This window comes from Celeribacter neptunius, from assembly GCF_900113955.1.
Taxonomy (GTDB): domain Bacteria; phylum Pseudomonadota; class Alphaproteobacteria; order Rhodobacterales; family Rhodobacteraceae; genus Celeribacter; species Celeribacter neptunius.
The window spans coordinates 700,051-721,338 of record NZ_FORH01000001.1 but is presented as its reverse complement, the minus strand read 5'-3'; the positions used below and the strand labels follow the sequence as shown (position 1 = coordinate 721,338).

The following is a 21,288-nucleotide window of genomic DNA, read 5'->3' as shown; positions in this document are numbered from 1 at the left end:
CGGAAGAGGCCGAAGGAAAGGGAAATCCGCGTGCAGAACCGCCCAGAGACCCACAGTGAGCTCGCACCCGGGCTCCGGCGCATCCTCGCGCCCAACCCGTCGCCGATGACCTATTGGGGCACCAACTCCTATCTCCTGGGCGAAGGCTCCGAGCGCGTGTTGATCGACCCCGGTCCGGATCTGCCGGATCACCGTGCCGCCATTCTGGCCGCCCTGCCCCCGGGCGTCTCGATCTCGCATATCCTGGTCACCCATGCCCATGTCGATCACAGTGCCGGTGCCGCAGCGCTCGCGCGCGAGACCGGCGCCGAAACCCATGCCTTTGGCGATGCCAAGGCCGGGCGCGCCGCCCATATGGAGCGGCTCTCGGACACGCTTGGCGGAGGCGAAGGGGTCGATGAGCACTTCCGCCCCGATGTCACCCTGCCCCATACGACAGAGATCGACACCGGCGCCGGCCGGATCACCGCGCTGCACACGCCCGGTCACATGGGCAATCATCTGTGTTTTCACTGGCAGGGGGCCGACGGTGACGCCGTGTTTTCCGGCGATCTGATCATGGGCTGGTCCTCGTCGCTGATCTCGCCTCCCGATGGCGATGCCGCCGCCTTTCGCGACAGCTGCGCTCTGGTGCAGGAGATCGGCGCCGACCGGCTTTACCCGGGCCACGGCGCCCCGGTCGACAGCCCTAAAGAGCGGATTGCCTTTCTGCTCACCCATCGTGCCGGTCGCGAGGCCCAGATCCTAGCCGCTCTGGCGCAGGCGCCCATGGGGCTGATGGATCTCACCCGCAGTATCTACAGCGATTTGCCACAGAGCCACCTGCCCGCAGCCGCCCGCAACACATTGGCCCATCTGATCGACCTGACGCAAAGAAATCGCGTCCGGGCAACCCCGGAACTCTCTGAAAAGGCAGAGTTTTCCATGGCCTGACAGGAAAAATCACAAAAATCCGTTTTTTGTGACAAAACCCTCTTGCACGCCCGAAATCACATAGCTATACACCCCGTCATGTTCCGGCGTAGCTCAGCGGTAGAGCAGTTGACTGTTAATCAATTGGTCGTAGGTTCGATCCCTACCGCCGGAGCCATAACAAGCCCTTAAGTCTCTGACTTGAGGGCTTTTTTATTACCATTTTGCCTCAAAACACCGACGACGTCCCTGTCCGAATGTCTGCATTGACGACGCCATAAGGTCGTGTTCGAAGCCTTTTTCGTCAATGGAAATCCCGGCTCGGGAACAGGCGTTTGGCCTGTTCGCGGGGGTGGCGCGCGGTGGGTTTGGGGCGCGCGGCCGATCGCGTGCGACGCGGCGCATCGTCGGCCTGTGGCTGGGTGATGCCCACCGCATCGTCCAGGGGATGGCCCAATTCCGAGAGCTTGTCGGACAGGTCCTCGATGTGATCGGCGATCAGATGCACAACCATGCCCTCGCGCTCCAACCGCCCGGTGACGCGCAGCAACCGCCCGCCCATGACGGTCCGGCGGAAGCGTTTGTAGACCTTGGGCCAGACCACCACATTCGAGACACCGGTCTCGTCTTCGAGCGTCAGGAAGATCACGCCGGAGGCCGTGCCCGGACGTTGCCGGGTGATGACGAGGCCGCAGACGGCAGTGCGCCTGAGCGGTGCTGTGGGCAAACGGTCATGCGGCGTCAGGCCGGGAATGCCCGGGCGCAGAAGCTCCATCGGATGGGCCCGCAAGGTGAGGCGCAGAGCGACGTAATCCTCCACCACCTCCTCGCCCAGATGCATCGCAGGCAGGCTGACCTGCGGCTCACGAATGCCTTCGCCATCGAGCGGGTCGGAGAACAGAGGCAAGGGTTTCGGCGCACGAATGGCGCGCACCTGCCAGAGCGCATCGCGCCGCGTCAGCCCCATGCCGATGAAGGCGTCCGCCTCGGCCAGACGTTCGAGCACCGCAGGCGCCACCCCTGCCCTGAGCCAGACGCTCTCCGGGTCCTGATAGCCATTGCCGCGCGCCGCCGTGATCCAACCGGCATCCTCTTCGCGAAAGCCCTTGATCTGGCGAAACCCGAGCCTGAGCGCCAGCGCCCCGTCGGCCCGGCGTTCCAGAAGATTGTCCCAGCCCGAGTTGTTGACACAGACCGGCCGCACCTCGACGCCATGGTCGCGGACATCGCGGACGATCTGGGCGGGCGCGTAAAACCCCATCGGCTGGGAGTTCAGCAAAGCACAGGCAAAGACCGCCGGGTGGTGGCATTTCAGCCAGGACGAGACATAGGTCAGCATGGCAAAGGCCGCCGCATGGCTTTCCGGAAACCCGTAATCGGCGAAGCCTTCGATCTGCGAAAAACAGGCCTCGGCCACGGCGTCGCTATAGCCATTCTGGCGCATGCCCTGCAGGAACCGCTCACGATGGGCGCCGATCGTGCCCATGCGCCGGAACGAGGCCAGAGAGCGCCGGAGCTTGTCGGCCTCTTCCGCCGTATAGCCCGCGCCGACCACGGCGATCTGCATCGCCTGTTCCTGAAACAAGGGCACGCCGAGGGTCTTGCGGGTGACCTCTTCGAGCGCGGGACCGAAGGGCTCCGGCGCTTCGAGTTTTTGCCTTCGCCGGATATAGGGCTGGACCATACCGCCCTGGATCGGGCCGGGGCGCACAATGGCGACCTCGATCACCAGATCGTAGAAGGTTTTGGGCTTCATCCGCGGCAGAAAATTCATCTGCGCCCGGCTTTCGACCTGGAACACCCCCACCGCATCGGCGCGTTGCAGCATCTCATAGGTCGTACCATCTTCCTGCGGCACCGTGTCGAGCCGGTGCCGGATCTTCTCATGTTGCTGCAACAGGTCGAAGCTCTTGCGCAGACATGTGAGCATGCCCAAGGACAGCACATCGACCTTCAGGATACCCAGAGCGTCGATATCGTCCTTGTCCCATTCGATCACCGTGCGATCCTCCATCGCGGCGTTCTCGATCGGGCAGAGCTCATCCAGGCGCCCGCGGGTGATGATGAAGCCGCCGACATGTTGGCTCAGGTGCCGTGGAAAGCCGATGATCTCACCGATGAGTTCGATGGTCTGGGCCAGCCGCCGGTCCGTCGGGTCAAGCCCCAGGGCCTTGACCCGCTCCAGATCCGCGCCGGCGTTGGACATGCCCCAGATATCGCCCGAGAGCCGTGCGGTAAGGTCCTGGGACAGGCCCATGACCTTGCCGACCTCGCGGATCGCGGCGCGGGTGCGGAAATGAATCACCGTGGCACAAAGACCAGCGCGGTGACGGCCATATTTCTCATAGATCCACTGGATCACCTCCTCGCGCCGCTCGTGTTCGAAATCCACATCGATATCGGGCGGCTCGCCGCGATGACGTGAAATGAAGCGCTCGAACACCATGCCGATCATGTCGGGCGAGACATCGGTGATACCCAGCAGGTAACAGAGGATCGAATTGGCCGCCGAGCCACGCCCCTGACAGAGAATGCCGCGCGCGCGTGCCTCCTGCACGATATCATGCACGGTGAGGAAATAGGGCGCGTAACGCAGCTCACCGATCAAGGAGAGCTCCTTTTCCATCAGGCCATGCACCCGCTCGGAGGCGCCCTCAGGGTAGCGGCGTTTGACACCTTCGCGCGCCAGCCGTTCAAGCCGCGCCTGAGGTTCCTCGCCTTCGGCCATCTCATCCGGGTATTCATAGCTCAGTTCAGAGAGATCAAAGCCACAGCGCGCCGCGATCTCCAATGTGCGTTTGAGCGCCGCCGGGTGCCGCCGGTAGAGCCGCGCCATGTCGGCGGCGCCTTTCAGCCGCCGCTCGGCATTGGCCAGCGCCCGCGTGCCGATCCGGTCGATGGTGAGCCCCTCGCGCATACAGGTCAGCACATCCGCCAATCTGCGCCGCCGCCCGTGATGCATGAGCACATCGCCCAGAGCCACCATCGGGGTGGAGCACCTGAGCGCCAGTGCGGCGCAGGCATCGAACCAGGCCTGATCGGAGCCGTCATATCGTGGTGCGGCGCCAAGGAAGACCTGCCCCGGATAGCGCCGTTGCAGCCGCCCGAGCGGGGCGAGCGCCTGAGGCAGATCCGGCGGCGGCAGGGCAATGAGGATCATGCCCTGACAACCCGCCTCCACGTCGCTCAGATCGAGATGGCATTCGGCCTTTTCCGCCCGCCGCTTGCCCGTGGTCAACAGCCGCGCCAGCCGGTGATAGGCGGCCCGATCCGTCGGCAGGGCTAGAAATTCCACCGGGCAATCGCGCAGCACGAGACGACTGCCGACGATCAGCCTTGGGAGCTTCGGCAATCTGGACGGCTCCGGTCGCGGCAGATCGAGGGACGCGCCAAAATCCTGCCGGGAACTCGGATCGACCCGATGCGAGGACCGCACCCGAAGGCTCTCGGAGGCCTCCTCGCGCAGGGTCTTGAGCGCAGAATATGCACGAACCACCCCGGCGAGCGTGTTGCGGTCAGTGATAGCCACGGCCTCAAGCCCCAGCTCGGCGGCGCGCAGCATCAGCTCTTCGGGATGCGAAGCCCCGGTGAGAAAGGTGAAATTCGAGGTGGTGCACAATTCGGCATATTGGCCAGACGGCCAATATGGGCGCTGGGGCTCCGCCTGTTCGAAACTGCCATGATCCCCCGGATCATGTCCTGGACGTTTCTCACTCACGCGAATTCCCCCTGCACGAACCAGCCGGGATTTTGTGGTGTGTAATAGAGCCAGAGCCGGCGCCCCTCGCGCGTCTCGATCCGCCAGTAATCGCGCAGACCTGAGCGCCAGTTTTCATCCGGCAGCCACCATTCCGGCGCGATGCGTTCCGGCCCCACGGCGCGCCCGGTGGAAAGCGTCATCCGTCGCCAGCGAAACCGCGCGGGCGGTTCAGCGCCCTGCCCAGCACCGTGACCCGCACCGTGACCAGCACCGTGACCAGCACCGTGACTGGCGATCGGTTCCGGCGGAAACTGCCGCAGCGGCCGCGGACCGGGCAAGGCCCATGCGCTGTCGGGCGTGCTAAACGCGGCGGCGGCCATCGTGAAGGCACGTTCCGGGATATGGCTGTCGGCGGGCAGAAAGCGCTGGATCTGCTCCAGCCCGATGCGGGTGCCGATGCGGGTGATCAGATCGTTCAATCGATCCGGCGCCTGCGCCGCCGCGCCAATATGGCGACTGCCGATCTGCTGCACCGGCAGGGGCTCGACCTGAGTCGCTTCCAGCCGGATCTGATCGATGCCGAACCCCGCGTCGACCTCGCCGACGCCACGGGTGAACAGCGGCAGGATACGATGCGGGTCACGCATCGGCGCGGCCAGGCGCAGCTCGACCTCGGGACTGCCCTGATCGACCCGGCGCAGAGTCAGGGTGAGACGACGCGCGCCCATCTCCTGTGCCTTGAGCTTGTCACAGAGCGGCGCCAGAAGCCGGGCGGTGATGCCCATGACGTCCTCCGCGAGCCCGATCGGCTCCGGCAGGCTCATCCGCACGGCAAACCGCGGCGGCTCGCTTTCCGGCATGGTCGGTTCCGGGATATCGCCCATGGCCTGATCCAGCCGCAGCAACAGCTCCGGCCCGAAACGACGCGCCAGCGGTGCCCGGGCCGCGGCACTGAGATCGCCGATGGTGCGAAGCCCCAGCCGTTCCAAGGCGGTGACCATGCGATCCTCAAGCCGCAGCGCGGCGACCGGCAACGCCGTGAGCCCGGCTTGCCCATCGCCGAAATGCGCGAAAGCCCAGGCCGCACCGCGGGTCTCGCCCAGCCCCAGTCGCAGCGTCAGCCCGGCGCGGCGCGCGCGCGCCTGCATATCTGCGAGCATCTCCGCCTCACCGCCCCAGAGATGGGTGGAGCCGGTGACATCGAGCACCAGCCCGTCCTCGCCCTCATACCCCACCCAGGGGCAATAGCGCGTTGCCCAACGGCGCAGGGTCGCGAGAAACCGCGCGTCGAGATCCGGCCGCGCCGGCTGACTCAGCAGATCGGGACAGAACGCCCGGGCATCGGCAAAGCTCATGCCGCGGCGGAGCCCCTGCCGCTCGGCCGCCGCGTTGAGACAATAGATCCGCTCTGTGTTCTTGGCCCGGAGCGTCAGCGCGAATGGGCTCTCATCCGGCCGGGCCAGCGGGCGCACCCGCAGCACCCGGTCGCTCGGCAACCGGGGAAACCACATGCACACGGCGCGCTTTCGGATCCCATCGAACATTCCAGGCTCCAAGTGTTCCTGATTTGTTCTTTTTAATTTCCCAGCGCATCAAAGTCGAGTCTTGCCGCGCGGGATTGCCCTCTGGATCGAACAGAGGCGCGGCCTGCCAGCGGGTCTCGGCGGCATTCGACCCCATGCCCTCGGGAATGAGACACAGGCCGGTGGCGCCGCCTGCCTTGGCGGCCAATTGCAACCGTCGTCCTTCGCGCAGGTTCAGCGCCCGGGTGATCTCGATCACCACAAAGGGCAGGACCCCGTCCCGAAGCGCCTCTTCGGCCACGGAGAGCGCGTCGATCTGATCCTTGGGCCGGGCCAGGAGCAGCTGCGCCGGATCGAAGAAAGGCAGGAGGCCCTGCGGCGTGAGCCCGTCGGACAGCCAGCTTTCGCGGATCCACAGCCCCGCGCCCTGCCCGGCCCCATGCCCGGCCATGGTGGCAAAGCTGATGGCGGCAAAACTCATGGCACCGGGCCCGAAGACCTCATGGACCCGGGCCCGGCGCAGGGGAAAGACCTTGTCAAAATCGACTCGCATAGGGAGAACATAAGATGAACACGCACCATATGCCAATGAAAGACCCATAAAAGACCAAAGAAGGATTGTCCCGCTCCCCTGCCCCGTCTTGCTCAAATGGCCGGTTTGCGGTGGGCTGTCCCCTGTTCATAGGCGTAGGCGCTTTGGATGAGATCCGGTTCCCCCCATTGTTTCCCGAGGAAAATCAGCTCGAACGGCGCCCCCGAGGCGTAATAGCCCGCCGGCACGGTGATCCCGGGGAGACCGGCGATGTTCAGCTCTCCGACGGTCGTCTCAAGGATGGCGTCGCCCGAATGGAGCCCGGGCAGTTCCTGCAGCATCTGCGGATAGACCAGCGCATCCAAATCGTGCTCGGCAAAGACCTGATCGATCAGCTGGAGATAGCGGCGTTTGAGCGCCGTGAACTCCGGCATGGCCGGCGGCGTCGCCGGAGATTTCACCGCTGCAAGGAAATCGGGCAGCTCCTTGAGAAACCCCAGGATCGCGCCCTTGGCGAAAGGATCTTCGGCTTTCGTGGCCTCTACGAATTCCTCCCATGTCTTGAGCGCAGCATTTTCACCGAGCCGGCGCAAATAGAGCGTCATGTCGTAAGGGATGGATTCAAGGCCGCGCCCGTCGAAGAACGGCGTGCCCGGCGTGATCTGGCGCAGCGTGGCAAAATCGGTGCCGGCAAAGGGGTCCTCGACCAGGTCCGCACCGAGCTCTTTCAGCTCTGCCTTGGCGCGCTCATAGAGCCGGGCCGCCTCTTCGGAGAGCGCATCCTTGCGCCAGCCGGGGCCGTAGAGACCAAGGCGTTTGCCTTTCAGCCCGTCCTTCGAGAGACCTGCGGCATAGCCGTCTTCGGGGATCTTGTCGACCGCGGCGAGTGTCTTGGGGTCCTCGGTGGTGAACCCGGCCAGAACATCGAGACCGAGGGCGGCATCGCGCACCGTGCGGGCAATCGGCCCGACAACGTCCCGGTTGCCGGACAGCGGGACCACCCCGGCATTCGGCACCAGACCGATGGTCGGCTTGATCCCCACGAGCCCCTGCGCCGAGGCCGGGTTCTGAATCGAGCCCCCGGTTTCCTCCGCCAGTCCCAGAACGCACATATGCGTCGCAACCGCCGCCGCCGTGCCGGCGCTCGAGCCGCCCGGCGCCCGGTCCTCGATCGCCGGATTGATGGTCGGCCCAGCCCAGCTGTCATTGGCATGGGTTCCGGTCCAGCTCAGGATCGGCACATTGGTCTTGCCAAGGATGACCGCATCCGCCGCCCGCATCCGCGCCACGACGGGACTGTCCCGTTCGGGAATGAGATCGACCCCTCCGGCCTTGGAATAGAGCATGCGCCAGCCGGCGGTCGTCGGGATGCCCTGCATGTCCATCGGGTCTTTCACCACCACAGGAACGCCGGCCAGCGGACCGAGCTTTTCTCCGGCGGCCAGACGACGATCAATCTCGCGCGCGGTCTCGAGCGCCGCTTCGTTTTCAAAGATGATCGCGTTGTAATGGCCGTTCAGCGCCGCGATCTGGGCGAGACAGGCCTTGGTCAGCGCCTCGGCGGTGAACCGGCCCGATTGCAGGCCGTCCTGCACGGCCGCGACACTCAGTGTCCCGAGATCCGGCAGGGATTTCTCCGAAGGGTGCGAAGTGGAAGAGTCCGTGGTCATTGGGTGCTCCTGTGCGATTGGCAAGCGTCACGCTGCCATGACCCGGGGTGAGGCCGGGCGGGTTCGAAATGCGGGGTGAGGAGGATTGGGGCGGAACGGCACCGCCCCATCTCGGGTCGCTTAGTCTGCGATGCCGATGATCGATTTGAGCACAGAGGCCCCGACCGTATATTTCGGGTCCACCATATTGCCGAGACGCACGCGTCCGCATTGCGTCAGCAGCATATAGGCATCGATCTCGTCAAAACCGAAATCCGCCGCCATCCAGCGGATCAGCTCGCGATAGGCACCGCGGGCGGCATCCTCCATCGGGCGCGCCGAGCCCACGGTCATGTAGAAATCCTTGTTCTCGAGACGCGGCGTGCGGATGCTCCAGTTCTTGATCAGATCGATGCGCACCGTGGTGACGGTCGGGTGCTCGATCGCGACACCGCACAATTCGCCGTCGCCCTGCGCCGCGTGACAATCCCCGAGGAACAGATAGCCGCCCTCGGTCTGCACCGGCAGGTAGACCACCGCGCCCGGCGCGACATCGGGCAGGTCCATGTTGCCGCCGTAATAGTCGGGTACCAGCGAGGAAATCGCCTCCGCTTCCGGCGCCGTGCCGATGGTGCCGATAAAGGGCTCATACGGCAGGCTGATCTGATCGTTCCATTTGGTGCCCTCTTCCACGGTGATGTCCAGCTTGCGCACCACTTCGGGCAGCGGCTGGGTCAGCAGAGCGGTTTCGAATGTCGGCACGAGACCGCCGAATTCCGGCATGATGACGGTGGTGCCCCGCGGCTGCGGCCCGCGCGGTACGATGCTTTCGATATAGACGGCGATGGTGTCGCCCTTTTCGGCACCGTTGACATAGATCGGCCCGTTCTGCGGATTGAGGAAGGGAAAGTTCAGGATCTCCGTCGGGACATCGGTTTCCTTCTGAATCGCGCCTTCGAAAGCGTCATGCGTCTCGGCGCTGACCACGGTGCCCGGATCGACGCGCAGCACGGGATCGATCCCGGCGGTGTAGATATACGGGTAATCACCCTGCTCGGCCTCGGTGATGGTGCGCGTCTCGAGCGTCTTGCCTTGCGCGACGCCTTTGCGGGCCATGATCGACTCTTCAAACCAGCTCATAACGGGGTCCTTTCTGTGATGGTCTTGACTGTGCCAACGGTTTCAAACCGAGAGGTATTGGCGAATGGTATTGCGGTCCTGCAGCATGTCCTGATCCAGCTCGGCGACGATGCGGCCCTTGTCCATGACGTAGCAGCGCTGTGCCATCGCCCGGATCATGTCGATGTTCTGTTCAACGAAAACGACGGTGACGCCGGTCTCCCGGTTCAGCTCGACCATGATGCGCGCGATGTCCTGCACGATATTGGGCTGGATGCCTTCGGAGGGTTCGTCGAGCAGGATGAGCGACGGCTCTCCCATCAGCACCCGCCCGATCGCGAGCTGCTGTTGCTGCCCGCCGGACATGGTGCCGGCACGCTGATCCGCGCGTTCCTTCAGGATCGGGAAATACTTGTAGATTTCCTCGACCTTGCCGGCGATGGAGCGACCGGAAATCGCCTCTCCGACCAAGAGGTTCTCGAGCACGCTCATCCGCGGGAACACGTCGCGTCCCTGCGGCACATAGCCGATCCCCTTGCGCGCGCGTTTATGCGCCGACAAAAGATCGACCGAGGCGCCACGCAGATTGACAGAGCCCTTGTCGGTCGGCAACAGGCCGATCAGCGTCTTCATCAGGGTCGACTTGCCAACCCCGTTGCGGCCGATCACGGCGACGATCTCGCCTTCGCGGACCTGGAAATCGGCGCCTTGCAACACCGGTTTCCCGCCATAGCCGGAATTCAGGTTGATGACATCGAGAATAACATCCTTACGCATCGGCCTCTCCCAGATAGATTGCGGTCACACGCTCATCGGCAACGATTTCATCGATCGTGCCCTGGGCGAAAACCTTGCCGAAATGCAGCACCGTCACCTGGTGTGCGATCTGCCGGACAAAGGCCATGTCATGCTCGACGGCGAGCAGCGTCATGCCCTCGCGGTTCAGCTCCTGAAGCATTTCGCCGGTGGCAAAGGTCTCGTCGGGTGTCATGCCGGCGGTCGGCTCGTCGAGCAGCAGAAGCTTCGGCTTCAGCGCCACCGCCATGCCGATCTCCAGCCATTGCTTCTGCCCGTGGCTGAGATTGCCCGCCAGCTGCATGTGATCCGCGGAAAGCTTCAGGAATTCGAGCAGGCGATCGATTTCCTCGTGCAGCATCAGCGGCGCGACATGGTGCTGCAGCGCGATCTCGAGGTTTTGCCGGACGCTCAATTCCTTGAAAATCCCCGGCACCTGAAACTTCACGCTGATGCCGCGGCGGATGCGTTCGAACGGTTTGTTGCGCGTGATGTCGCTGCCATCGTAGAGAATATGACCGCTGTCGGGCATATGTTCGCCGAGGATCAGCCGGAAAAAGGTGCTCTTGCCGGCGCCGTTCGGACCGATCAGACAATGCATCTCCCCCGGTTCGAGCGCGAAATCGACATTGCCTGTCACATGGAGACCGCCGAAATGCTTGTTGAGCTGGCGGGTTTCGAGAATAGCCATCACACCTCCCCTTTCATCTTGGATTTGCGCGCCGGCAGGAGATCGGACAGGGCGATCACGATGCCGCGGGGGGCGATCAGCACGGTGATCACCAGAAGCGCCCCCATCACCACCAGCGCATATTGGCTGCCGTAGATCGTCAGCGTCTGGAACACGATGAGCACCGCCAGCGCACCGATGAGCGTCGTCGTCAGATCCGACCGGCCTCCGACCGCGACCCAGACGATCGGCAGGGACGCGGCGGTCATCCCCATCGAGGCGGGCGTGATATAATTGCCCCAGGAGGTGTAGAGCACGCCCGAGAGACCGGCGAGCGCCGAACCGATGACAAAGGTGATCAATTGATATTTGCGGATGTCATAACCGAGCATCTCTGCGCGCAGCGGGTTTTCCCGGATCGCGACGATGACATTGCCGAACCGCGAATTCACCAGAATCCGAAGCCCGAGATAGACGCTCACCAGCAGGGCGAGCGTCACGTAATAAAGCGTGACATCGGGATAGAGCACGATTGCGCCGCCGGGCCAGGGAATGGTCAGCGACGGCATCGCCCCCATGCCGTTGAACCCGTTCAGCCGGGCCTTGCCGATCGCCCATTGCGGCCCAGCCGTCTGCGCCATGAACCGTTCGAGCACCAGCGTGACGGAAAGCGTCACGATGCCCAGGAACACACCGCTGATCCGGCCATAAAACAGGAAGTAGCCGAGGATCGCGGCAAAGAGCGCGCTGATCCCGACGGCGAGCAGGAGCGACACAAGCGTCAGCCCATAGGCATCCCCGAGGTTGATCGTGAGCACGCCGTAAGCATAGCCGGCCACCCCGAAGAAGGCGGTCTGACCGAAGCTGAGCGCGCCGCCATAGCCCCAGATCAGGCTGAGCCCCATGGCCATGAACAGCCAGTTGAAAAAGTAGACGTTATTGCCCACGTCATAGCTGTCGGCAAACTGCGGATAGATACAGGCCGCCAGCAGGACCAGCGCGAAAACCGACCAGAATTTCGGGCCCTTGCCCAGGGTTTGCGGCCCTTCGACAAGCTTCAGGAAAGCGGTGAAACGGGAGGGGTGAGACATGTCAGGCTCTCTCTTTCAGGATCTTGCCGCTGATGCCGCGCGGGAGGATACGGATCACGATGATGACGGCGATCAGCATGCCGATCTGACCGGCCAGCTGGCCTTGCCACGAGGTCAGCGTCGCCTTGATGAAGCCGAGGACGACCGCCGCCGGTGCCGTGCCGAGAAAGATATCCGCCCCGCCCACGACGACGGTGACGAAAGCCTCGACCATGAAGGACGATCCCATCGTCGGCACCAGGGTCATGGTCGGCGCATAAAGACCGCCGGCCAGCCCGGCCAATGCAGCGCCGAGGCCGAAGGTCATGCTGTAGACCAGGTTGGTATTGACCCCGAGCGCCTCGGCCACATGCGGCACCTGGATGGTGGCACGGGCAAGGATGCCGAAACGGGTCTTGGTGAACATCAGCCACAGCGCGGCCAGTGTCACCAGCGCCATGATCATCAGGACCACGCGATAGACGGAATAGGAATAATTGCCGATCGAGAAACTGCCAAAGGGCGTGCCGCTGCCGGCCATGGTTGTCCCGAGCACGATCAAAGTGCCCTGGGTGACGATCATCGAAATGCCCCAGGTCGCGACGATCGTATCGAGCGGTCGTTTGTAAAGCGGCCGGATCACCGCCACTTCGACGATCATCCCCGCGATCCCGGCGGCGACCGATCCGGCGAGAATGGCCAGAGGCAGGGGCACCCCCATATGCGTCACGCTGGTCGAGACATAGGCGCCACAGAGAATGAATTCGCCATGGGCGAGATTGATCACCCCCATCATGCCGAAAATCACGGCGAGCCCGCAGGCGCTCAACACGAGGAAGGCGAAAGCATCCCCGAACTGATAGAGAAACGAGAAAAGTGAGTAGAGGAACTCCATGGAGCATCCCTTTCTTGCGAAGTCTGCTGAAGAACCGGCGGCGCTGAGGGCTGCGGAGTGTGAGGCTCCGCAGCCCGGTGGTCTTAGTCTGCCGAGGGCAGGTTCGACGGCGTATATTGCGCGCTCGGATCGTTCTGGGTCAGATCACAGCCGACATCGCCGAGCCAATAGGGCTGAATCGCGTCCCATTTCGTCGGGAACTCGATCGCGTGATCTTCTTTGACATGCGCCAGATAGATGGTGTGCGAAGTGTGCTGGCTTTTCGGATCGATGCACATTTCGCCTTCCGGGGCGTCATAGCAGAGATTGCCATCGGCCAGGGTGGCACGCAGGTCGGCAAGCTCGGTCGAACCACCGGCCTTCTCAACCATCTCCTTGAACAGGTAGACCGCCGCATAGGAGTTTTCCGCCTCCTGGTTGATATAGGGCTCGTCGGGGAACATCGCGTGGAACTTCTCGACGAAGGCCTTGCTTTCCGGCGTGTCGATCTCTTCGACATAGTTCACCGTCGCGTACATGTCTTTCAGGCTCGGCGGGGTGAAGCGCTTGTGCTCATAGCCCTGACCGACATTGACCGAGGAGGCCATCGGCAGGTCGACATTGGCGGCCCCCGCCTGTTCGTAATACGAAGATTGCGCGGTGCCGACGAGCAGGGTCACAACAAAATCAGGTTTGGCGGCCTGAATGTTCTGGATCGTCTGCGAGAATTGCGAGACACCAAGCGGGATGAACTCCTCGCCGACCATCTCGCCGCCATTCTCGGCGACGATGTTGCGGACCCATTCGGCCGAGATCTGACCGAAGTTGTAATCCGCCGCGATGGTGTAGACCTTCTTGCCGTAGGTCTCCATCATATAGGGCAGCAGGGTCGAGAACTGCTGTTCCGGAACCGCGCCGGTGACGATCATATTGGCGTCGCAAACCCCGCCTTCATACTGGTTGTTGTAGAAGGCCAGCCCGTCGAACTGATTGACGATCGGGCGATAGGCTTCGCGCGAGGCGGACGAAAAGCCGGCGAAGACCACGTCGACCTTGTCGCGCTGCAGCACCCGGCGCATGAACTCCTGATAGCGCGTGTTGTCGGACTGCGTGTCATAGGTCACCAGCTCGATCGGGCGTCCGGCGATGCCGCCGGCGTCATTGATTTCCTTGGTCGCCAGCTCGATGCCATGCACCTTGCCGATCGTCGCCAGGGCAAAGTCGCCGGACTGGTCTTCGAGAACGCCAAGCTTGATCGGCTCGACATCCTGCGCGGCCAGAGGCCCTGCAAAAGACAATAGGGTAGCGAGCGCCGAAATGGCGCCTGTAAGATTTTTTTGCATTTTCAACTCCTTGTTGCGTTTTTTACGGGTGTTTCGTAACGCCTAGCGCGTTTGACACCTCTTGTGGGATAACTGGCGACCAGCGTCGCCCTCCGGTCTTGCCCGCATCAGGATCTCACAATGATCCTCGATGCTGACACGTGCCCGCATGCTGTCTTTTCGCAAGACATCATACGCTGCATCTTCAGTGAGCCCTTGCTGGCGCATGAGTGCCGCCACCGCCCTGATGACGTGAATTCTCTTGCGTCGCCGCTCCGTCAAATCGTCCAGCTTGCCCTGCAGGCCGTTCATCCGGCTGAACTCATTCACCGCCAGGAAAAGCGCGGAATAGACCGAGCCGCTGTGAATCGGTTTCGGCAGGAGCGACAGCGCCCCAAGCTGAAACAGGGCCTTGAGCCGGCTGGGGGCTTCGATCCCCACCAGCCCGATGGTCGGACAGGGCGCCATCGCATCCGCGAGCCCATAGCTCTCCGGCCAGACCGGCGGTAGGCTCAGATCGCCATCGATCAGCACGATATGCTGTTCCGGCAGGAGATTTTCCGGCAGCTCCAGACCCTGTTGCGGAACCGTGAGCGGGCGCGGTTCCGGTGTCAGGCCAAGCCGCCGCAACGTCGTCTCGAGCGCGTCGAGCGAACGCCCGCCGGGCGTCAGGATGACGGCAGTCCGGTCGCGAAAGTTTTGCGTGACGCGCGGTGTTCTCATGACACGATCCTCATGCGCGGGTGCCGCTGCACGGTTTCAAGCTTGGTGGCCGAGGCCACCAGATAGGGGTCCGGGGTCACCGGGCGGGCGGCTTCGACCAGAATCTCGAACTCGAAATCCGAGCGTGAGAGCCCGATCCGCGGGGTCAGTTCGGCATGAAAGGTCTCCGGGTCGATCGTCACCCGGCCTTGCGGCGCGTCAAAGACCTGACCGGCCACGGCGTCCTGCACCGCAGCGACCTCGGCCGTGCCGGCCTGCGCCACCGCCTTGGCCAGCATATGCACGGAAATATAGGCGGCTTCGGCCTCGGCCGAGACCGCCGGGCCGTCGGGAAAACGCTCCCGATAGGCCGCCACGAAGCGGGCATTGCGCGCGCCCGGAAGCGAGGCGAAATAGACGCTCGAGCTGATTTGCCCGTCGGCGCCCACCGGCCCGATCGCCTGCAGCTCCGGCTCCGACAGGTTACAGCTCGCGATCGGAAAGCGCGTTACCTGGTCGATACCGCGGTCGATACAGGCCGTTCGAAAGGCCCGGAAGAAGGCATAGGAGGAGTCTCCGATCAGCGCATTGAAGACGAAGTCGGGCTTGAGCTCGAGGATCTCGGAAATGATGTCGTCGAGCGCGGTCTCCCCGACCGGCAGATAGCGCTCGGCGAGCACTTCCCCGCCGCGTTTCTGCAAACCGTCGCGCATCACCCGATTGCTTTCCCAGCCCCAGATATAATTGGAGCCGATGCAATAGGCGCTATGGCCGAAACGCGCGCACAGGAAATCGATCAGCGGCGAGATATGGTGATTGGGCGCCGCCCCCGTGTAGACGACATTCGTGGCGCTTTCGAACCCCTCGTAATGGGTCGGATACCACAGCAGGGCATCATGTTTCTCGATCAGCGGGATGACCTCTTTGCGGCTCGACGAGGTGTAGCAGCCGCAGATATGGCGAATGCCACGATCGAGCATCTGCTGCACCGCCGGCGCGTAATTTTGCAGATCGCCCTGCGGATCGATGTGAAACGGCTCGAACGTGACACCGGAGGCGGGATCGGCATTGACTTCGGCACAGGCGAGCCGCGCCCCGTTGAGGAGCGTATGCGCCACCGTGCCATAAGAGCCGGTGTCCGAGAAAAGCAGGCCAATTGGGAGCTCGATCTTGTTCATTGCCATTCCCCAACGCAAAAAAGCCCCACAAGCATGAAAATGCTTTGGGGGCTCACTTGCCGGTATGTGTCGGATTGAAATTTGCCGTATGAGCACATTTGCTCGGCGTTGATCTAAAGCTACGCGGGCAAAACTCTCGCCGTCAAACGTGACAGGGCATTCTCGGCTTCGCCCCTCTCAAAAACCTCTGAATGTGCAAATATTGTGCGAAATTTCTTGAAATTGCCAGTGTTTCGAACAGATCGCCTCTCATATAGGTGTTTATGAATGTATTTTCAGGCCTGCTCGTCCCCGGAAAAATCGCCCGCGCAGCCGAGAATTGTGCCGGCATGGCAATTATCGATTCTTCCCCACCCGGCCTTTTCCACCCCGGAGCGCGCGACAGGTGCCCCCCGCGTCAGCGACAGGGGGAAGCAAGGCGGGAGAACGGCAAAGCGCCCCGCCGGATCACTCCAGTCAGTTTGACAGGAAAGGATGGCAGCAGACAGGCCCATCGGGATTGACCGATCTCAGGCGCCGCCATGATGTCGCCCGGATCACGCGAGAGCGCCCTTGCAGGCCCCCCCTGCCCGTCACACCCTGCCTTTCTCATACAGCCTTCGCAATGCACCGATCATGTCCTCGAAGGACTGGTCCAAGGTGCCACAGGTGTCATCTGTCGGCGCAAGACAGACGGATTTGCCCCGCTTTTCGCGGCGCAGGTAACCGGCCTCGACCAGGTCGGCCACCTTTCGATGCAGCGTTCCAATCGGCAGCCCCAACACCTCGGACAGCGCACTCAGATCGTAGAGTCTGTTCTGAAGTCGCCCCTGAACCACGGTGCGCACGATCAAGGCCTCGACCGGCTTGCCCCACATGTCCTTTTCCAGCCTGTAGAACCGGTTCAGACATTCGATGATCTGTTCCTGCACCTCCTGGCGCAGGTCCGGGCACACATCCCGACACACGGCGCCCGCCGCATCGCTGTCATAGATCGTTTTCCGCCCGTCCGTGCTCATCGCGTCCCGTCGTCTTTCCGGAATGGAAAGGTGTCTCCTTGTCTGTATTCGCCTTTCAGGATCAATACGCGCTTGGTCGCGCAAGTCCAAGACGCCAGCGCGGCGAGCCCCGAAGCCTCAAGGAAAAGGATCAAGATGAGCACCCCGATTTTCGCCCTGCTGGGCTTTGCCCTTTGGACACTCCTCATTCTGTTCGGAGCGGTCGGCGTCTACCGTTGGAGCCGCATCCTGACCGGTCGCACCCGGCTCAGCCACTGGACCGCCGATCCCGAAGCCGGCTCCGGCATCTACCCCCGTGCCATGCGGGCCCATATGAATTGCATCGAAAACCTGCCGGTGTTCGGCGCAATCGTCTTTGCGATCGACCATATGGGGTTGCAAAGCGCCTTGCTGGACAGTCTGGCGATTGTCGTATTGCTGGCACGGGTGGCTCAGAGCCTGATCCATATCCTGCTGGAACAAACCGATCGCGTGATCCTGATCCGGTTCCTCTTTTACTTCAGCCAAATCGTCGCGATGATTGCCATGGCGGTGACCGTGTTGGCGGCGGCTTAAGCCGCCACCCTCCTCTATTCCCATTCCATCTGCTCAAAGGTCGCTTGCGCATTGCGACCGGCGAGCGCGTCGAATTGCGGCAGATCGGCCCATCGGGATTGATCGATCGTCGGCGCCGCCATGATGTCTCCGCCCGCATCGATCAGCGCGCCGATCTCGGTGCGCAGGTTCAGCAGGTAGTCATAGCTTTCCGCCCTGGCCTTTGACAGATCCGCCACCGGACCGTGGCCCGGCACGATCTGGGCGGGGTCAAATTCCGCCATGGCCTCAAACGCTCCGAGCCAGCTTTTGACATTGGAATCGGGCAGGACGCCCAGCATCCGGTCGGTAAAGACGATATCGCCGGTGAACATGACATCGCGATCTTTGAGCCAGACAAAGCTGTCGCCCGGGGTATGCGCCTGTCCGCGATGCATGATCTGCAATGTAATGCCGCCAAGATCGAGCGTGTAATCAGACTCGAAGGTCACATCGGCAAAGGCCGGATCGGTGCCCTTGAGCCCCTCGCCCACCAGCTGTGACAGCATGGTCATTTCCATCGAGGCACGCGCCTGTTGATCCTCCACCGCAGCCTGGGAGGCGATCACCGTCGCGCCCTGGGCCTGCCAATAGCTGTTGCCGATCCAGCGGTGATCCTGCCCGCCGGTGTCGATCACATAGGTGACCGGCTGATCGGTGATCGTATCGATCACATCGTCAATCATCTGCGCGCCGAGCCAGGAGCCGCCGGCATCCACCAGCACCACGCCCTCGGACGTGACCACCACACCGAATGTGGCGTTGTTGCCGAGGTTCACCGGATCGCGCTGGGTCAGCGGGCCAACAAGGGCATAGACATCCTCGGCCACCGGCTCCACCGTCAGCACATCGGCTGCGGCCAGACCCGGCAAGGCGACGGGCAAGGCGACGGCCAGCGCCACCATCAAAGTTGGTTTCAAGATCAGTCCTCCCTTTGATCTCTTGATATTTCGCACGCTCGGACCCCGATCAGGAGGCGAGCCAGCCCTCGAGCTTGCCCGCTTCCGGCAGACCGCCGGCATGAACGAGCTTGCCATCGATGGAAATCCCCGGGGTCGACATGACGCCCGCCATGGCGATGCTCTTCGGATCGGTGACTTTCTCCACCTCGACCTCGAGGCCCAATTTGGCCGCCGCTTCGCGCACCATCTCGGCGGTGGTTTCACAGCGTTTGCAGCCGGGACCATAGACTTTCACGGATTTCATGATGTTCTCCATTCTCAGAATATCAGGTTGAACAGGAAGCCGACGGCGAGGATGCCGCTGCCGACGACGCCGATGAACACGGCGATGAGACGCAGGGTCAGCACCTGTTTGAGGATGATCATTTCCGGCAAGCTGAGCGCGATGACGCTCATCATGAAGGCCAGAACCGTACCCAGCGCCGCACCCTTGCCGAGCAAAGCCTCGACAATCGGGATGACGCCGGCGGCATTGGTGTACATGGGAATGCCCATCACCACCGCGGCAGGCACCGACCACCAGGCCTCTGCCCCCATGATCCGCACCATCAGGTCCTCGGGCACATAGCCGTGGATCAGCGCGCCCATGGCGATGCCGAGGATGATCCAGATCCAGACCTTGCCGAAAATCTCTTTCACCGCCTCGATGCCGAGTTTGTAACGGTCGACCATGGTCAGCCGTTCGCCCTCGATCAGCTCGGCGCCGCCTGCCCCGGAATGGATCTCGCGCACCCAGTCCTGCAACCAGCCCTCGAGTTTCAATTTGCCGATGATGAAGCCTGCGACAATGGCGATGCCGAGGCCAAAGGCGAGATAGGTCAGCGCCACCTGCCAGCCGACCAGACCGAAGAGCAGCACCAGCGCCACCTCATTGACCATCGGCGCCGCGATCAGGAAAGAGAATGTCACGCCAAGCGGCACGCCGGCGGAGACAAAACCGATAAAGAGCGGCACGGCAGAACAGGAACAGAACGGCGTCAACACGCCGAGCCCGGCGGAGAGCACATTGCCGACGCCCTCGCGCTTGCCGGACAGAAGCGCCCGGGTTTTCTCCGGCGAGAAGAAGCTGCGCACCACCCCCATGGCAAAGACGATGAGGGTCAGGAGCATCATCACCTTCGGCACGTCATAGAAGAAAAACGCAATCGCCTCGCCGGTGTGGCTGTGCCGTTCCACCGGGACGAGAGACGTGATCCATTCGGAGAATGGGATCAGCTGATGATAGACGACCCACCAGACGGCGACAAAACCGGCCACGCCCAGATGCCAGAGCCAGTCAGGACGATGAGAGGGACGCTCATTATGATGCTCATGATGAAGAATATCGCTCATGCCACATGCCTTTCCTGGTCTTCGCTCAAGCTGGCCGTTTGCGCGGCGCCGAGCACCGCGTCGACCACCGCGTTCAACGCCTCAGGCAGCTCCCGATTGCGCGTGTAGCGCACCCATTGCGCGTCGCGACGATCGCTGACCAGCCCGGCCTGTTTCAACACCTGCATATGCCGCGACATCCGGCTCTGCGTCGCGCCGATCTTTTGCATCAGCTCACAGGTGCAATGTTCCTGCCCGTCGCCCAGAAGCCGCATGGCTTCGAGGCGGGTCGGTTCGGCCAGGGCGGAGAGGATCGGCAGAATCATCGGGGCAAACTCCTTTATGCGCATAAGCGCATATAAACATAGGCCCCGCCATGATCTGGAACAAGACGACAAAGCCCCGTCGCGACAGGAGGTCGCAACGGGGCCGGAATATCATTTCAGGTCAGTGAATTAGCGCAAAGCGCGACAAATCAGGAAAAGGCTTTGAGCCGTGCCAGAAGGCTCGAGGTGTCCCAGCGCCCGCCGCCCATGGTCTGCACATCCTTGTAGAACTGATCGACCAGCGCGGTGACCGGCAGGCTGGCGCCGACCTCGTTGCCGGCCTCGAGACAGATCGCCAGATCCTTGCGCATCCAGTCGACCGCGAACCCGTGTTCGTACTGGCCCGCCAGCATGGTCTTGTGGCGGTTGACCATCTGCCAGCTGCCGGCCGCGCCGCCAGAGATCACATCGACGAGTGCCTCGCCATCGAGCCCGGATTTCTCGGCCAGAAGCAGCGCCTCAGAAAGCCCCTGCACCAGACCGGCGATGCAGATCTGGTTGCACATCTTGGCGGTCTGGCCCATGCCGACCTCGCCCAGACGTTTCACGGTCTTGCCATAGGCCGCCATCACCGGCTCGACGGCCGCGTAATGCGCCTCGGCGCCGCCGCACATCACCGACAAGACGCCATTCTCGGCACCGGCCTGACCGCCCGACACCGGTGCGTCGACATAGCCGATGCCAGCCTCCGCCGCCGCTTCGGCCAGTTCACGCGAGACTTTCGCGGACACAGTTGTGTGATCGACAAACACCGCGCCCTCTTTCATCCCGGCGAAGGCGCCCTCCGGCCCGAGACAGACGGAGCGCAGGTCGTCATCGTTGCCGACACAGGAAAACACGAAGTCGCAGCCCTCTGCCGCCTCACGCGGGCTTGGCGCAAAGCCGCCCTCGTGTTCCTCCGCCCAGGCTTCGGCCTTGGCCGTGGTGCGATTATAGACCGTGACCTTGTGGCCCTGTTTTTCCAGATGCCCGGCCATCGGATATCCCATGACCCCCAACCCCAAAAATGCGACTGTCGCCATGGCTTTTCCCTCTCCGATCTATATGGTTTAACGCGAGGCCAGAACGGTAG

At 62.8% G+C, this 21,288-nt stretch carries 20 protein-coding genes and 1 tRNA gene; 3 read left to right on the top strand and 18 right to left on the bottom strand.

Annotation, left to right across the window (positions count from 1 at the left end):
• Nucleotides 1–30: 30 nt before the first annotated feature.
• On the top strand, nt 31–933 hold the full coding sequence (locus BM151_RS03560; RefSeq protein WP_245781084.1) for an MBL fold metallo-hydrolase: 903 nt from the start codon (nt 31–33) through the stop codon (nt 931–933).
• Between the two features lie 82 nt (nt 934–1,015).
• A tRNA-Asn gene (locus tag BM151_RS03555) sits at nt 1,016–1,090 on the top strand.
• 126 nt (nt 1,091–1,216) lie between these two features.
• Here BM151_RS03555 and BM151_RS03550 read toward each other — a convergent pair.
• The 13 genes from BM151_RS03550 to BM151_RS03490 form a co-directional block, all read right to left on the bottom strand.
• Nucleotides 1,217–4,531, bottom strand: a complete 3,315-nt coding sequence (locus tag BM151_RS03550; RefSeq protein WP_090059166.1) for an error-prone DNA polymerase — start codon at nt 4,529–4,531, stop codon at nt 1,217–1,219.
• Between the two features lie 95 nt (nt 4,532–4,626).
• Nucleotides 4,627–6,156: a Y-family DNA polymerase gene (locus BM151_RS03545; RefSeq protein WP_090057404.1), complete on the bottom strand. Its 1,530-nt coding sequence runs from the start codon at nt 6,154–6,156 to the stop codon at nt 4,627–4,629.
• On the bottom strand, nt 6,059–6,688 hold the full coding sequence (locus BM151_RS03540) for an ImuA family protein (RefSeq protein ID WP_090057400.1): 630 nt from the start codon (nt 6,686–6,688) through the stop codon (nt 6,059–6,061). Before BM151_RS03540 ends, BM151_RS03545 begins: the two co-directional genes overlap by 98 nt.
• A 92-nt stretch (nt 6,689–6,780) precedes the next feature.
• Complete coding sequence (locus BM151_RS03535; RefSeq protein ID WP_090057397.1) at nt 6,781–8,337, bottom strand: amidase; 1,557 nt, start codon at nt 8,335–8,337, stop codon at nt 6,781–6,783.
• 120 nt (nt 8,338–8,457) lie between these two features.
• Nucleotides 8,458–9,456: an acetamidase/formamidase family protein gene (locus BM151_RS03530; protein ID WP_090057393.1), complete on the bottom strand. Its 999-nt coding sequence runs from the start codon at nt 9,454–9,456 to the stop codon at nt 8,458–8,460.
• Nucleotides 9,457–9,498: 42 nt separating this feature from the next.
• A complete protein-coding gene (locus tag BM151_RS03525) occupies nt 9,499–10,212 on the bottom strand; it encodes an ABC transporter ATP-binding protein (protein WP_090057389.1) in 714 nt (237 codons plus the stop codon).
• On the bottom strand, nt 10,205–10,921 hold the full coding sequence (locus BM151_RS03520; RefSeq protein WP_090057385.1) for an ABC transporter ATP-binding protein: 717 nt from the start codon (nt 10,919–10,921) through the stop codon (nt 10,205–10,207). The genes BM151_RS03525 and BM151_RS03520 overlap by 8 nt, the downstream gene beginning before the upstream one ends.
• Nucleotides 10,921–11,991: an ABC transporter permease subunit gene (locus BM151_RS03515; RefSeq protein ID WP_090057382.1), complete on the bottom strand. Its 1,071-nt coding sequence runs from the start codon at nt 11,989–11,991 to the stop codon at nt 10,921–10,923. Before BM151_RS03515 ends, BM151_RS03520 begins: the two co-directional genes overlap by 1 nt.
• A 1-nt stretch (nt 11,992) precedes the next feature.
• Complete coding sequence (locus BM151_RS03510; RefSeq protein ID WP_090057379.1) at nt 11,993–12,865, bottom strand: ABC transporter permease subunit; 873 nt, start codon at nt 12,863–12,865, stop codon at nt 11,993–11,995.
• A gap of 83 nt (nt 12,866–12,948) precedes the next feature.
• On the bottom strand, nt 12,949–14,187 hold the full coding sequence (locus tag BM151_RS03505) for an urea ABC transporter substrate-binding protein (protein ID WP_090057375.1): 1,239 nt from the start codon (nt 14,185–14,187) through the stop codon (nt 12,949–12,951).
• A gap of 42 nt (nt 14,188–14,229) precedes the next feature.
• A complete protein-coding gene (locus BM151_RS03500) occupies nt 14,230–14,889 on the bottom strand; it encodes an ANTAR domain-containing response regulator (protein WP_090057371.1) in 660 nt (219 codons plus the stop codon).
• Entirely contained in the window at nt 14,886–16,046 is a 1,161-nt protein-coding gene (locus BM151_RS03495) for a transporter substrate-binding domain-containing protein (RefSeq protein WP_090057368.1), read from the bottom strand. The genes BM151_RS03500 and BM151_RS03495 overlap by 4 nt, the downstream gene beginning before the upstream one ends.
• Before the next feature lie 572 nt (nt 16,047–16,618).
• Nucleotides 16,619–17,044 (bottom strand): helix-turn-helix domain-containing protein, encoded by a 426-nt coding sequence (locus BM151_RS03490; RefSeq protein WP_143093027.1) that lies wholly within the window; start codon nt 17,042–17,044, stop codon nt 16,619–16,621.
• Nucleotides 17,045–17,179: 135 nt separating this feature from the next.
• Between BM151_RS03490 and BM151_RS03485 the strand changes: the two genes are divergently transcribed.
• On the top strand, nt 17,180–17,599 hold the full coding sequence (locus BM151_RS03485; RefSeq protein WP_090057364.1) for an MAPEG family protein: 420 nt from the start codon (nt 17,180–17,182) through the stop codon (nt 17,597–17,599).
• Between the two features lie 14 nt (nt 17,600–17,613).
• On the opposite strand, the gene BM151_RS03480 is transcribed toward BM151_RS03485, so the two are convergent.
• From BM151_RS03480 to BM151_RS03460, 5 genes are all read right to left on the bottom strand, one after another.
• Nucleotides 17,614–18,537 (bottom strand): MBL fold metallo-hydrolase, encoded by a 924-nt coding sequence (locus BM151_RS03480; RefSeq protein ID WP_177213012.1) that lies wholly within the window; start codon nt 18,535–18,537, stop codon nt 17,614–17,616.
• Nucleotides 18,538–18,586: 49 nt separating this feature from the next.
• Entirely contained in the window at nt 18,587–18,823 is a 237-nt protein-coding gene (locus BM151_RS03475; RefSeq protein WP_090059162.1) for a thioredoxin family protein, read from the bottom strand.
• Between the two features lie 14 nt (nt 18,824–18,837).
• Complete coding sequence (locus tag BM151_RS03470; protein WP_090057357.1) at nt 18,838–19,911, bottom strand: permease; 1,074 nt, start codon at nt 19,909–19,911, stop codon at nt 18,838–18,840.
• A complete protein-coding gene (locus tag BM151_RS03465; protein ID WP_090057353.1) occupies nt 19,908–20,216 on the bottom strand; it encodes an ArsR/SmtB family transcription factor in 309 nt (102 codons plus the stop codon). Before BM151_RS03465 ends, BM151_RS03470 begins: the two co-directional genes overlap by 4 nt.
• A gap of 149 nt (nt 20,217–20,365) precedes the next feature.
• Nucleotides 20,366–21,238: an NAD(P)-dependent oxidoreductase gene (locus BM151_RS03460; RefSeq protein WP_090057349.1), complete on the bottom strand. Its 873-nt coding sequence runs from the start codon at nt 21,236–21,238 to the stop codon at nt 20,366–20,368.
• Between the last annotated feature and the right edge of the window lie 50 nt (nt 21,239–21,288).

Excerpts from the sequence above, each read along its gene's own strand:
- BM151_RS03500 (WP_090057371.1), bottom strand. The coding sequence starts at position 14,889 with ATGAGAACACCGCGCGTCACGCAAAACTTTCGCGACCGGACTGCCGTC.
- BM151_RS03470 (WP_090057357.1), bottom strand. The coding sequence starts at position 19,911 with ATGAGCGATATTCTTCATCATGAGCATCATAATGAGCGTCCCTCTCAT.
- BM151_RS03460 (WP_090057349.1), bottom strand. The coding sequence starts at position 21,238 with ATGGCGACAGTCGCATTTTTGGGGTTGGGGGTCATGGGATATCCGATG.
- BM151_RS03540 (WP_090057400.1), bottom strand. The coding sequence starts at position 6,688 with ATGCGAGTCGATTTTGACAAGGTCTTTCCCCTGCGCCGGGCCCGGGTC.
- BM151_RS03505 (WP_090057375.1), bottom strand. The coding sequence starts at position 14,187 with ATGCAAAAAAATCTTACAGGCGCCATTTCGGCGCTCGCTACCCTATTG.
- BM151_RS03545 (WP_090057404.1), bottom strand. The coding sequence starts at position 6,156 with ATGTTCGATGGGATCCGAAAGCGCGCCGTGTGCATGTGGTTTCCCCGG.
- BM151_RS03485 (WP_090057364.1), top strand. The coding sequence starts at position 17,180 with ATGAGCACCCCGATTTTCGCCCTGCTGGGCTTTGCCCTTTGGACACTC.
- BM151_RS03475 (WP_090059162.1), bottom strand. The coding sequence starts at position 18,823 with ATGAAATCCGTGAAAGTCTATGGTCCCGGCTGCAAACGCTGTGAAACC.
- BM151_RS03515 (WP_090057382.1), bottom strand. The coding sequence starts at position 11,991 with ATGTCTCACCCCTCCCGTTTCACCGCTTTCCTGAAGCTTGTCGAAGGG.
- BM151_RS03520 (WP_090057385.1), bottom strand. The coding sequence starts at position 10,921 with ATGGCTATTCTCGAAACCCGCCAGCTCAACAAGCATTTCGGCGGTCTC.
- BM151_RS03510 (WP_090057379.1), bottom strand. The coding sequence starts at position 12,865 with ATGGAGTTCCTCTACTCACTTTTCTCGTTTCTCTATCAGTTCGGGGAT.
- BM151_RS03535 (WP_090057397.1), bottom strand. The coding sequence starts at position 8,337 with ATGACCACGGACTCTTCCACTTCGCACCCTTCGGAGAAATCCCTGCCG.
- BM151_RS03530 (WP_090057393.1), bottom strand. The coding sequence starts at position 9,456 with ATGAGCTGGTTTGAAGAGTCGATCATGGCCCGCAAAGGCGTCGCGCAA.
- BM151_RS03525 (WP_090057389.1), bottom strand. The coding sequence starts at position 10,212 with ATGCGTAAGGATGTTATTCTCGATGTCATCAACCTGAATTCCGGCTAT.
- BM151_RS03490 (WP_143093027.1), bottom strand. The coding sequence starts at position 17,044 with ATGAGCACGGACGGGCGGAAAACGATCTATGACAGCGATGCGGCGGGC.
- BM151_RS03495 (WP_090057368.1), bottom strand. The coding sequence starts at position 16,046 with ATGAACAAGATCGAGCTCCCAATTGGCCTGCTTTTCTCGGACACCGGC.
- BM151_RS03465 (WP_090057353.1), bottom strand. The coding sequence starts at position 20,216 with ATGATTCTGCCGATCCTCTCCGCCCTGGCCGAACCGACCCGCCTCGAA.